This window comes from Paraburkholderia sp. BR10141 (assembly GCF_056155635.1).
On record NZ_JBMIQH010000001.1, the window covers coordinates 114,743 to 126,790 of the forward strand.

10 protein-coding genes are annotated in these 12,048 nt (G+C 64.5%); 3 read left to right on the forward strand and 7 right to left on the reverse strand.

Features of this window, described 5'->3' with window-relative positions; genetic code table 11:
• Positions 1-42: 42 nt before the first annotated feature.
• From ACOJB8_RS00575 to galU, 3 genes are all read right to left on the reverse strand, one after another.
• Complete coding sequence (locus ACOJB8_RS00575; RefSeq protein WP_368616648.1) at positions 43-1,371, reverse strand: ATP-binding protein; 1,329 nt, start codon at positions 1,369-1,371, stop codon at positions 43-45.
• Positions 1,368-2,105, reverse strand: coding sequence for a response regulator (locus tag ACOJB8_RS00580; RefSeq protein ID WP_028202613.1), 738 nt, complete (start codon positions 2,103-2,105; stop codon positions 1,368-1,370). Before ACOJB8_RS00580 ends, ACOJB8_RS00575 begins: the two co-directional genes overlap by 4 nt.
• Before the next feature lie 178 nt (positions 2,106-2,283).
• A complete protein-coding gene (galU, locus tag ACOJB8_RS00585; protein WP_368605481.1) occupies positions 2,284-3,228 on the reverse strand; it encodes a UTP--glucose-1-phosphate uridylyltransferase GalU in 945 nt (314 codons plus the stop codon).
• Positions 3,229-3,545: 317 nt separating this feature from the next.
• Between galU and ACOJB8_RS00590 the strand changes: the two genes are divergently transcribed.
• Complete coding sequence (locus ACOJB8_RS00590) at positions 3,546-4,391, forward strand: helix-turn-helix domain-containing protein (RefSeq protein WP_368728043.1); 846 nt, start codon at positions 3,546-3,548, stop codon at positions 4,389-4,391.
• Positions 4,392-4,555: 164 nt separating this feature from the next.
• Here the strand turns inward: ACOJB8_RS00590 and ACOJB8_RS00595 are convergent, their stop codons facing one another.
• The 4 genes from ACOJB8_RS00595 to ACOJB8_RS00610 are packed head-to-tail and all read right to left on the reverse strand — an operon-like array spanning position 4,556 to position 10,230.
• Complete coding sequence (locus ACOJB8_RS00595; protein ID WP_368727995.1) at positions 4,556-6,565, reverse strand: acetyl-CoA carboxylase biotin carboxylase subunit; 2,010 nt, start codon at positions 6,563-6,565, stop codon at positions 4,556-4,558.
• Positions 6,566-6,598: 33 nt separating this feature from the next.
• Positions 6,599-7,387 (reverse strand): enoyl-CoA hydratase/isomerase family protein, encoded by a 789-nt coding sequence (locus tag ACOJB8_RS00600; protein WP_368727996.1) that lies wholly within the window; start codon positions 7,385-7,387, stop codon positions 6,599-6,601.
• An 18-nt stretch (positions 7,388-7,405) separates the two neighbouring features.
• Entirely contained in the window at positions 7,406-9,013 is a 1,608-nt protein-coding gene (locus ACOJB8_RS00605) for a carboxyl transferase domain-containing protein (protein WP_368727997.1), read from the reverse strand.
• 35 nt (positions 9,014-9,048) lie between these two features.
• Positions 9,049-10,230 carry an isovaleryl-CoA dehydrogenase gene (locus tag ACOJB8_RS00610; protein ID WP_342946745.1) on the reverse strand — a complete coding sequence of 394 codons (1,182 nt, stop codon included), beginning with the start codon at positions 10,228-10,230 and terminating at the stop codon, positions 9,049-9,051.
• 194 nt (positions 10,231-10,424) lie between these two features.
• Here ACOJB8_RS00610 and ACOJB8_RS00615 point away from each other — a divergent pair, with 194 nt between their 5' ends.
• Complete coding sequence (locus ACOJB8_RS00615; protein ID WP_069261702.1) at positions 10,425-11,150, forward strand: TetR/AcrR family transcriptional regulator; 726 nt, start codon at positions 10,425-10,427, stop codon at positions 11,148-11,150.
• Between the two features lie 508 nt (positions 11,151-11,658).
• Positions 11,659-12,048, forward strand: a complete 390-nt coding sequence (locus ACOJB8_RS00620; protein WP_069261701.1) for a hypothetical protein — start codon at positions 11,659-11,661, stop codon at positions 12,046-12,048.

Below are 12,048 nucleotides of genomic sequence, written 5' to 3' on the forward strand. Positions count from 1 at the left end.
CGCCGGTCCGCGAGGGCTCGGCGCGTTTTTTGTTGTGGCGTATCAGCCGTGAGCGACAGGAAAGCTGAGCTGCACGAGCAGGCCGCCATCGGGGTGGTTTTTGACGTCGCATTGGCCGCCGCTATCGCGCACGAGCCGCGCGACGATGGCCAGCCCGAGGCCGCAGTGGCCTTCGCCGCCGCGCGCCGCATTCAGGCGTACGAACGGCCTCATCGCGGCGGGAATGCGCTCGGGCTCGATGCCGGCGCCGTGATCGCGTACGCGTATCAGGAACGATCCGTCTTCGATCGCCGTCGAGATTTCGATTGGCGGCGCGCCATACTCGAGTGCGTTATCGACGAGATTCGTGACGAGCCGGTCCAGCGAGACATGGGGCAGCTTGAACCGCGAACCGGCACGCAGATCGAGCACGAACAGCGGCCCGTTGCCGCCCTCGATTTCGTCAGGATTGCCAAACTGGCTTTGCAGGAAGCCGTCGACACTCAATAGCCTGCCCGCGTCGGGCGACTGCTGCGCGAACTCCAGAAACTGCTGGACGATGTGGGTGAGCGAATCGACGTCGCGCAGCATGCCGTTGCGCTCCGCCTCCTCTGCCATCAGGGTCGCGCGCAGCTTGAGCCGCGTGAGCGGCGTCTTCAGATCGTGTGCGATGCCGCTCAGCATCACCACGCGATCGTCTTCGGCCTCGTTCACGCAGCGCATCATGTCGTTGAACGACGCGCTCACGTCGCGCAGTTCGCGCGGCCCCTTGCCCTCGAGCGGCGCAATGCGCTCGCCCGTGCCGAACCGGCGCGCCGCCTGGGCGAGGCTCGCGAGCGGCTTCTGGATCTGCCAGGCAGCGAGGAACGACAGCGTGAGCGCCGCCAGCAGCATCGAAATCCCTTCGATGACAAAGCGCGGCGGCGGCGGAATATCGACCGGCACAACGACCCAGGACGTGCTGCCCGGAAAGCGCACCCACAGCTGCGGCGGGCGCCCGTCATCCACGGCGAACTGCGTGCCGGGCGGCAATTGTTCGCGCAGATGGCGCGTCAAGTCGACCAGCGGCCTGCGCGTCGGTTCGTGCAAGTGAACGTCCTTGGGCACGTTCCACACCGGCACGCGGTGCACGCGCAACACGTCGCTCAGATCGCGGTCCTTCGGCGGCTCGAGCGAACTGCCGAGATGCACCGGGGGCGGCACCGTGCCGCCCCCGACGTGCTCTTCGCTCGCCACGCGTAGCGCGAGCAGGACGCCACGCGCAAAGCCATCGACTTCATGGCGCGGCGGCTGGCGGGCAAGCAGCAAAAACCAGCCCAGCTGCATGGAAAGCAAAACCGCGGCCGAGAGCAATGCCATGCGCCCGAACAGCGTATTCAACGGACTTCTCACTGAATTGCTGCGCCGTGCGCCTCCGAATAATTCGCCGGATCCGGCACGAATACATAGCCCTTTCCGCGCACTGTCTGGATATGACGCGGATTCGACGGATCGGCCTCGATCACGCGGCGCAGGCGCCAGATCGGCACGTCGAGGCTGCGTTCGTGGAATTCGCGCTCGTCGCGATGCACGATATCGTGGATCAGCGTGCGCGAAAGCACTTTGTAGGGATGTGTGGCGAATACCTTCAGCAACGCGAATTCGCTCTCCCTCAGCGGGATTTGCGTGTCGCCGCAGGAGAGCGTGCGCATCGTGAAGTCGAGTTCGAAGTCGCCGAACCGGTAGCGCCGGCGTGCCTCAGGCGCGCTCGCGGTGGACGGGCCGCGCCGCCGCAGGATATTCTGGATCCGCACGAGCAGTTCGTGCGGATCGAAGGGCTTCGGCAAATAGTCGTCCGCCCCCAGCGAGAGCCCGCGAATGCGATCGCTCACGGCGCCGCGCGCAGTGACGAAAATGACGGGAATGTCGTCGCCGGCCGCGCGCAAGGCGGCAATGGCTTCGAGGCCGTCGGTCTCCGGCATCATGATGTCCAGCACCACAATGGACGGTCGTTCGCGCTCGAGGCGGCGCTGGAGGTGGACGCCGTCGTGCAGCACGGCGGTATCGAAGTTATGCGAGCGCAAGAAGCGGCTCAGCAGATCGCGCACGACGGGATCGTCGTCGACAATGAGGACGCTGGGGTTCATGCCGCGATTTTAAAGCAGTGCGACGGGCGGAACCTTGCACGGTTTCTTACCAATCCTTTCCTTGCATCGCCTTGAAAAGGGTGGCATCGTTAGATCCCGCCCGGTCAAAGCGATGTCATGCTATCGAGGCTGCCCGTTCACGGGTAACGTTCAACTCTCCTGCGCAAACGGCATGGCTTCAATGTGCGAGCCCGGGCGCGACCGGCGCCGGTTGGCTCAGCATCGAACCCGCTGCCCACGCGTCCAGTTGCGCCGCGCCCATGCGCTCGCGCAGCCACGCATCGAAGGTTTCCTGCAATTCCGCATGCCGCAGGGCGAAGTCCACCGTCGCCTGCACATAGCCGAGCTTGGTGCCGCAGTCGTAGCGCTTGCCAACGAACTCATAGGCCAGCACCTGCTCCTCTTCACGCATCGAGTGAATGGCGGGAGTGAGCTCGATTTCGCCGTTGGCATCGGGTTTCAGCGCGCGCAAATGGTGGAAGATGCTCGGCATGAGCACGTAACGTCCGGCCACTCCGAAGCTCGACGGCGCCAGTTCGGGCGTCGGCTTTTCAATGATGCGGCTCACGCTGATCACGCGCTCGTCCCAATGCCGGCCGTCGATCACGCCATGACTCGTCGACTCCCACGACTCGAATTCTTCCACCGCAAGAACCGAGGAATCGTAATGGCTGAAGATATGGACCATTTGCGCGAGAACCGGAGGCTTGCCGTCGAGCAGATCGTCGGCGAGCACGACCGCAAACGGTTCGTCGCCAATCAGCTTTTCCGCGCAAAGCACGGCGTGCCCGAGACCGAGCGGTTCGGCTTGCCGGACATAGACGCACTCCACATTGGCCGGCTTGATGCTCTGCACGAGTTCGACGAGATTCTGCCGGCCGCGCGCCCTAAGCACGTGTTCGACCTCGTAGGACCTGTCGAAGTGATCTTCGATGACGCGCTTTCCGCGGCCCGTCACAAAGATAAGCTCGGTAATGCCTGCACCGATGGCCTCTTCAACGGCATATTGAATGAGCGGTTTGTCGATGACCGGCAGCATTTCCTTCGGGCTCGCCTTCGTTGCCGGCAGAAAGCTCGTATCGATTCCGGCCACCGGGAACACAGCTTTACGAACACCAAGCATGATGACCTCACCTGTCTGGTAGAGGGGCGGTACGGCCATGGTGAAGGGAGCGGGATTTGCCTTCCGACCCCGGATCTCACCATGTAGCGAATCCGCTCCGCGACGCGTTCCCAAGGTTCGGGCCTGAAAGGTCGGCCGAAGAGATAACCTTAATCATCGCACTGTTTTTGCGCGAAGTGCGCGCGAGTGAAGGCGGCCGCACCCGGCGCGTGCACTGCCTGCGCAACTCGGCGATTACATCACATGTAATTGGTGAGCCGCGCATGAGCGCCTATCCTCCACTGATGATCGAGTCCGCATCCAACCTGGGAGAACCGATGAACCCCACGCGCCCCGACCTGAACGCACCGCAAAGCGAACTCGGCACCCTGCTGCGCTATTGGCGGGATGCGCGCGGCATGAGCCAACTCGATTTGTCGCTGGACGCGGGGATTTCCCAGCGGCAAATCAGTTTCATTGAAAGCGGACGCAGCGTACCGGGCCGCGACACGCTGCTGACCCTTGCGCAGACGCTCGACGTGCCTCTGCGCGAACGCAACGCCTTGTTGCTCGCCGCCGGCTACGCGCCCGTCTATTCGGATGCGCCGTGGAATGCGCAGGAAATGCAGCATGTCGTGCGGGCGCTCGAGCGGGTCATTCGACAGCACGATCCGTTTCCGGCCATCGTCATGGACCGGCACTGGAACGTGCTGATGTCCAACGACGCCGCGCCGCGCTTCTTCGGCCACTTCTTCGATATGGCCGCGCACCCAGCCCCACGCAACTTGCTGCGTTTGATGTTCGATCCTCAGGGCATGCGCCCATTCCTCGCGGATTGGGAGAACGTTTCGCGAAGCCTTCTGCAACGCGTGTATCGCGAAGCGGTCGGCCGCGTGATCGACGACGAAACACGCACGCTGCTGGACGAATTGCTCGCGTTCCCCGGCGTGCCGGGCGACTGGAAAGCGCATCATGGATCGGGCGGCACGCCCACCATGCCGGTCATTCCGCTCAGTTTCATCGACGACGGCAGTGTGCTGCGCTATTTCTCGATGGTGACGAGCGTGGGCACGCCGCAAAACATCGCCGCCCAGGAATTGCGCCTCGAATGCATGTTCCCCGCCGACGACGCCACCGAAGCGCGACATCGAGAGCTGCTCGCCGCGCATGTGAAGGAACACTGAGCGGTTCTCGTCCGCGAAGCGCGAAAAAAAGGGCGCTCCGCTTTAGCAGAGCGCCCCAGGGCAAAACTCTAACATCGTTCTGCGGCTACAGGGGAGGCCGGAAGGAACTGCCCGGCCCTGCAAGTCAAACCGCTTCAAGCGGGTTAAGGCGGGTTAAAGCGGCATCAAGCAGCCTCGAGCACGAGCAATTGCGCGCCGTCGGCCACCTGGTCGCCTACGCCATACAAGACTTCGGTGACCTTACCAGCCGCAGGGGCGCCGATGGTGTGTTCCATCTTCATCGCCTCCATGACGATGAGCGGTGTGCCCTTCTCGACGACGGCGCCCGGTTCCACCAGCACGGCGATCACCTTGCCCGGCATGGGTGCGGTCAGACGGCCCTCGCCGTGCTCCGCGTCGGCCGCATGCGCGAGCAGGTTCTGCCACTCGAACGCCATCGCCGTGCCGAGACAGAACACATGAAACACATCGCCGTCGATGAATACGCGACCCGTCACGCGCTTGTCGCCGATGGTCGCGCCGTATTCGTCCACGCCCTCGCCGCGCCACCACGTGTAGCGCGCCGCGTGCCCCGCATAGGCGAGGGTTTCCTCGCCGCCGTCATGCGTATGGGCCACCGTGAATGCGGTATCGCTTTCGACGTCGCGCCAGGAGAGCGATTGCGCGAAACCGCTATTCAGGCGCCAGTGCGAAAGCGCGTGCCACGGTGACGCGCCATGCGCCGCGCCGCCCTCACGGCCCAGCAGCGCCGCACACGCAAGCGCGAGCGCTTCGCGAACCGGCTTCTGCTGCGGCGAGAACAACGCGTCATGGTTACGCTCGATCAGGCCCGTGTCGAGATCGGCGCTTGCGAATGGCTCACAGGTCACGAGCCGCTGCAGAAACTCGACGTTCGTATGCGGCCCCACCACCTCGCACGCTTCGAGCGCACGCTTCATACGCGCAAGCGCGTCCTCGCGCGTGGCGCCGTGTACGATCAGCTTCGCGATCATCGGATCGTAGAACGGCGTGATGGTGTCGCCTTCGCGCACGCCGCTGTCGATGCGCACGCTCGCGCGCTGGCCCGCGTCGCCGAGCCGGAACTCGACGCCCTCCGGCATGCGCAGATGCTTGAGCGTGCCCGTGGAAGGCAGGAAGCCGCGCGCCGGATTTTCCGCGTAAATGCGCGCTTCGAGTGCGTGGCCCGTGATCGAAAGCTCCGACTGCCCGAGCGGCAGCGGCTCGCCCGCCGCCACGCGCAACTGCCATTCGACGAGATCGAGGCCCGTGATCATCTCCGTTACGGGGTGCTCGACCTGCAGGCGCGTATTCATCTCCATGAAGTAGAAGTCGGCGCCCGTCATGATGAATTCGACGGTGCCCGCGCCTTCGTAATGCACCGCGCGCGCCGCGGCCACGGCCGCCTCGCCCATCGCGCGGCGCACGCCGTCTTCGAGGCCCGGCGCGGGCGCCTCTTCGAGCACTTTCTGGTGACGGCGCTGCACCGAACAGTCGCGATCGAACAGGTAAACCGCGCCGCCGTGCTTGTCGGCGAACACCTGGACTTCGACGTGACGCGGCCGCGTGAGGTACTTCTCGATCAGCACGCGGTCGTTGCCGAAGCTGCTGGCCGCCTCGCGCTTGCACGAAGCGAGCGCCGCCGCAAAGTCTTCGCTGCGCTCGACCACGCGCATGCCCTTGCCGCCGCCGCCCGCGCTCGCCTTGAGCAGCACGGGGTAGCCCATTGCATCGGCTTCGCGCTGCAGGAGTGCGGGGGCCTGTTCGTCGCCGTGGTAGCCCGGCACGAGCGGCACGGCCGCCGCATGCATCAGCGCCTTCGCGGCCGCCTTCGAGCCCATGGCGGCGATCGCCTCGACCGGCGGCCCGATGAAGACGATGCCGGCCGCTTGACACGCGCGGGCAAAGTCTTCGTTCTCGGAAAGAAAACCGTAGCCGGGGTGAATGGCCTGTGCACCCGTGGCGCGCGCCGCTTCGATGATGCGCTCGTAGCGCAAATAGCTTTGCGCCGCGGCCGCTTCGCCGATATGCACGGCTTCGTCACAGGCCGCGACGTGCTTGGCGTTCGCGTCGGCGTCCGAGTACACGGCCACGCTCTTCACGCCGAGCCGCCTGCAAGTTGCCGCGACCCGGCATGCAATTTCGCCGCGGTTGGCGATCAGGATTTTGTTGAACATGTGCTGTCCTCGCTTCGTTTCCTGCTTCTTGCCTTATTGATCGCGCCAGCGCGGCGTCCGCTTCTCAAGGAATGACGACACGCCGTCGCGCCCTTCTTCGCTCGCGCGAATACGCGCGATGCGAACGGCGGTGTCTTCGATCAAGGCGTCGTCGATCGTCTGGCCGGCGATGTCCTGCACGAGCTGCTTGCACTCGCGTACGGCATTCGGGCTGTTCGCGCAGAGCGTTTCGGTCATGCGCTGCACGGTGGCGTCGAGGTCTTCGGCGCTCACCGCTTCGCTCACGAGGCCGAGCCGCTGCGCGGTGGCGCAGTCGAACGCCTCAGCCGTGACGAAGTAGCGGCGCGAAGCTTGCTCGCCCAGCGCGCGGATCACGTAAGGCGCGATCGTGGCGGGCATGAGACCGAGGCGCGCTTCGGAAAGGCAGAAGTGCGCAGTTTCCACGGCCACCACGATGTCCGCCGCACACACGAGGCCCATGCCGCCCGCGTAGGCGTCGCCGTGCACGCGTGCGACGACCGGCTTCGGGCAGCGATAGACCGCTGAGAGCATCTGCGCGAGACGCATGGCGTCCGCGCGATTCTCCGCGTCGGAGTAGCCGGCCATCTTGCGCATCCAGTTCAGGTCCGCGCCTGCGCAAAAGGCCTTGCCGTTGCCGGCGAGCACGATCGCACGCACGTCGTCGCGCGCGCCGAGCGCGGTGAACGCGGCCGTGACGTCCGCGATCATCGCTTCGTTGAACGCGTTGCGGACTTCAGGGCGATTGAGCGTAACAGTGGCCACGTGTCCGGCAACTTCTACGATGAGCGTTTCGTATTGCATTGTCTGGTCCTCAATGCATCACATGCGGAACACGCCGAAGCGCGTCTCTTCGATCGGCGCGTTCATCGTGGCGGAAAGACCGAGGCCGAGTACGTCGCGCGTTTGCGCCGGGTCGATCACGCCGTCGTCCCACAGGCGTGCGCTCGCGTAATACGGATGGCCCTGCAGCTCGTATTGATCGCGAATCGGCTGCTTGAACGCATTTTCTTCTTCGGCGCTCCACGTGCCGCCCTTCGTTTCGATGCCGTCGCGGCGCACTGTGGCAAGCACGGATGCGGCCTGCTCGCCGCCCATCACCGAGATACGCGCGTTCGGCCACATCCACAGGAAGCGCGGCGAATACGCGCGGCCGCACATGCCGTAGTTGCCCGCGCCGAACGAACCGCCAATGATCACCGTGAACTTCGGCACCTTTGCCGTGGCCACGGCCGTCACCATCTTCGCGCCATTGCGCGCAATGCCCTCGTTCTCGTACTTGCGGCCGACCATGAAGCCCGTGATGTTCTGCAGGAACACCAGTGGAATCTTGCGCTGGCAGCACAGCTCGATGAAATGCGTGCCCTTCAACGCCGATTCGGAAAACAGAATGCCGTTGTTCGCGATGATGCCGACCGGGTGGCCCCAGATGTGCGCAAAACCGGTCACGAGCGTGGTGCCGTAGCGCGCCTTGAATTCGTCGAACGCCGAGTCGTCCACGATGCGGGCGATCACCTCGCGCACGTCGAAGGGCTTGCGCGTATCCATTGGAATCACGCCGTACAGGCTTTTCGCGTCGAAGCGCGGCGGCAGCGGCTCGCGCAGCACCACGGGCGGCGTTTTCGTGCGGTTCAGATTGCCGACGATCGAACGCGCAATGGCCAACGCATGCGCATCGTTCTGCGCGAGATGGTCGACCACGCCGGAAAGGCGCGTATGGACATCGCCGCCGCCCAGGTCTTCGGCGCTCACTTCCTCGCCCGTCGCCGCCTTCACGAGCGGCGGGCCGCCGAGGAAAATCGTGCCCTGGTTCTTCACGATGATCGACTCGTCGCTCATGGCCGGCACATACGCGCCGCCCGCCGTGCACGAGCCCATCACCACCGCAATCTGCGGAATACCCTGCGCAGAGAGATTCGCCTGGTTGTAAAAGATGCGGCCGAAGTGATCGCGGTCCGGAAACACCTCGTCCTGATTCGGCAGGTTCGCGCCGCCCGAATCGACGAGATACACGCAGGGCAGGTTGTTTTCCTGGGCGATTTCCTGCGCGCGCACGTGCTTCTTCACCGTGACCGGATAGTACGTGCCGCCCTTTACCGTGGCGTCGTTGCAGACGATCACGCATTCCTGCCCCGCAATGCGCCCGATGCCCGTGATGATGCCCGCGCCCGGCGCGTCGTCGTTGTACATGCCGTAGGCCGCGAGCTGCGAGAACTCCAGAAACGGCGTGCCCGGATCGACCAGTTGCGCGATGCGATCGCGCGGCAGCAGCTTGCCGCGCGAGAGGTGCTTGTCGCGCGCGGCCTCGCCGCCGCCCAGCGCAAGCTTCTGGATCTTCTCGCGCAGGTCCGCGACGAGCGCTTCGAGTGCCGCGGTATTGGCCTTGAAGTCGTCCGAACGCGGATTGAGCTTCGATTCGATGACCGGCATCCCGTCCTCCCTTCGTTACCGTGAGTTGCTTAGGATTACATGGTTTCCGCGAACAGCTCGCGGCCGATCAACATGCGGCGAATCTCGCTCGTGCCCGCGCCGATTTCGTAGAGCTTCGCGTCGCGCCAGAGACGTCCGACCGGATACTCGTTGATATAGCCATTGCCGCCCAGAATCTGGATCGCTTCGCCGGCCATCCACGTTGCCTTTTCTGCGGTGTAGAGAATCACGCCCGCGCAGTCCTTGCGCACCTGGCGCACGTGGTCCCGGCCAAGCGTGTCGAGCTGGCGGCCCACCGCGTAGAGATAGGCGCGGCACGCCTGGTAGGTCGTATAGAGGTCCGCGACCTTGCCCTGGATGAGCTGGAATTCGCCGATGGCCTGACCGAACTGCTTGCGATCGTGGATGTACGGCACGACCGCGTCCATGACCGCCGCCATGATGCCGGTGGGGCCGCCCGCCAGCACGGCGCGCTCGTAGTCGAGGCCGCTCATCAGCACTTTCACGCCGCCGTTGAGCTGGCCGAGGATGTTCTCTTCGGGCACTTCCACGTCCTGGAACACCAGTTCGCCCGTGTGCGAACCGCGCATGCCGAGCTTGTCGAGCTTCTGCGCAACCGAAAAGCCCTTCATGCCCTTCTCGACGATGAACGCCGTAATGCCGCGCGAACCCGCTTCAGGATCGGTTTTCGCGTAGACGACCAGCGTGTCGCAATCCGGGCCGTTGGTGATCCACATCTTCGTGCCGTTGAGCACGTAGCGGTCGCCCTTCTTTTCGGCGCGCAGCTTCATGCTCACGACGTCCGAGCCGGCGTTGGGCTCGCTCATGGCGAGTGCGCCGACGTGCTCGCCGGAAACGAGCTTCGGCAGATATTTACGCTTTTGCGCCTCGGTGCCGTTGCGGTGGATCTGGTTCACGCACAGGTTCGAATGCGCGCCGTACGAAAGGCCGACCGATGCGGACGCGCGCGAGATTTCTTCCATCGCGACCATGTGCGCCGTGTAGCCCATATTCGCGCCGCCGTATTCCTCGGAAACCGTCATGCCGAGCACGCCCAGGTCGCCGAACTTGCGCCAGAGGTCCATCGGGAACTGGTCGGTGCGGTCGATTTCGCCCGCGCGCGGCGCGATTTCCTTCGCCGCGAAGCCAGCGATGCTGTCGCGCAGCATTTCGACTTCCTCGCCAAGCGGGAACTGCAAACCGGGTACGTTGCTCATGTGTGTCTCCAGGGAATCTCGAACCGGGCGTAGCTTCGCCCCATGGACGCACATTTCACGCCAGATTTACGTTAACGTCAATAGGTATTTCTGAGTGACGCTCAAGTTTTCATGGCGACGAAATTTCCTTGTCTGGCGGCGTTTTTTTCACGGATAATCAATTCCATCCTGACGCAAATTGAATCAAGCTCAATATGGAAGCCGTTGCCCGCAAAGCCGTCCTGCCCGCGTCGCGCCGCCAGCCGGCGGGCCGCAAGTCGCAGCAGCGTGTGCGCGAGATCCTGCAGGCGGGGCGCGAAGTGTTCTCGGAAAAAGGGTACGCACGCGCCACCACGGCCGAGATCGCCCAGCGCCTTGGTGTGTCCGAGGCGACGGTGTTCAGCTACTTCCGGGGCAAACGGGAGCTGTGCGCGCGCGTGATCGGCGACTGGTATGACGAATCGATCGCCGCGATCGAAGGCGGCCTGCCGCGCGACGGCACCGTGCGCCAGCAGTTTGCATTCATCGTGCGCATGCATCTGCAGTTGATGCTGGAGAGCGGCACCGGTATCTGCGAACTGGTGCTCTCGGAAGGCCGCACGCGGCACCACGATCTGAGCGAAGCGCTCGTGGAAATGCAGCGCCGCTACACGGCGCCGCTCATGCGCGTGCTGGCGCGCGGCCAGGAAAGCGGACAGATCCGCAACGACCTGCCGCTGCGGCTACTGCGTTCGCTGGTATTCGGGCCCATGGAGCATGTGCTGTGGGACGCGACGCTCGCCAACCGCCGCACGGACATCGACGCTACGGCAGAACGCCTCGTAGACGCACTCTGGTCCGCACTGCAGCCGCCCAACCTCGAACTCGCCGCGCTCGCGCAGTTCAGCCAGGACGTGGGCGAAGCCGTGCGCCGGCTCGAGCGCGAACGCGCCGCGCGCTAGGCGGCGCGCCCTGGCGGTCGATCAGACGGCCGCCTCCTCGGCCACGCGCGCGCAGAGCGAAGCGGGGTCGAGGAGCATCAGCGTGCCCTTGCCCGGCGGTCATAGCCGCCAGCGTCAGGTCGCGGCCCACGACATGAGCAGCGAAGTCGCGACAAGACCAGCAAAACATCTATTCATGTCGGATTCCTTATTAATTGCGAGACCACGGCGGCGTGCGATAACGGCGAAGTGCGAAGAGTCGATATCGATCTATCCAATTATTACAGCCCGTCGACGCGCGCTCGCGCCTCATTGCACGCTTTTCTGTGAAATATGGAGCGCGATGCGAGCCGTTGCGCGCCGTACGAACTACGGCCACCCTTCGCGCCCCATCAGCCCCGAGCCTTCTGTAACAACTCGAAAAATCGGTGCAACTCGCGTAATTGCATTGGTTCCCGCAATGTCTTAGCGTTCGATAATCGGCTGGCGCGCGCCGTTGCTCCGGCCTGCCCGTTTCTGGAGATCGTGTGTGAGAAGGTCGAAACTGTTTCTCGGGGCCGCTGCGGCCGCGCTTCTCAGCGTGTGCGGCGTAGCACAGGCGGCGCGTGTCGGCGTGTATTTCGGCGCCGGCGTGCCGTATTACTACCCGGTCGCGCCCGCGCCCTACTATTACGCGCCGGCGCCCGTCATCGTCGCGCCGCCGCCGCAGGCGCCCGATTACATCGAGCAGGGGCAGGCCCCCGCGATGGACCCGCAGCAAGGCCCCGTCAACGCCGCGCCTGGCGATGCAGCGGGCGACCAGCAGGCGAACGCCGACACCTGGTATTACTGCGACGAGTCGAAAACCTACTATCCGTATGTGAAGCAATGTTCGTCGGGCTGGCGCGCGGTTCCCGCCCAGCCGGCGCCGTCGAACTAA

Coding starts and splice junctions, on each gene's coding strand:
- ACOJB8_RS00605 (WP_368727997.1), bottom strand. CDS start 9,013: ATGCCGGTCATCGAATCGAAGCTCAATCCGCGTTCGGACGACTTCAAG.
- ACOJB8_RS00610 (WP_342946745.1), bottom strand. CDS start 10,230: ATGAGCAACGTACCCGGTTTGCAGTTCCCGCTTGGCGAGGAAGTCGAA.
- ACOJB8_RS00590 (WP_368728043.1), top strand. CDS start 3,546: ATGAACCCCACGCGCCCCGACCTGAACGCACCGCAAAGCGAACTCGGC.
- ACOJB8_RS00615 (WP_069261702.1), top strand. CDS start 10,425: ATGGAAGCCGTTGCCCGCAAAGCCGTCCTGCCCGCGTCGCGCCGCCAG.
- ACOJB8_RS00595 (WP_368727995.1), bottom strand. CDS start 6,565: ATGTTCAACAAAATCCTGATCGCCAACCGCGGCGAAATTGCATGCCGG.
- ACOJB8_RS00580 (WP_028202613.1), bottom strand. CDS start 2,105: ATGAACCCCAGCGTCCTCATTGTCGACGACGATCCCGTCGTGCGCGAT.
- ACOJB8_RS00600 (WP_368727996.1), bottom strand. CDS start 7,387: ATGCAATACGAAACGCTCATCGTAGAAGTTGCCGGACACGTGGCCACT.
- galU (WP_368605481.1), bottom strand. CDS start 3,228: ATGCTTGGTGTTCGTAAAGCTGTGTTCCCGGTGGCCGGAATCGATACG.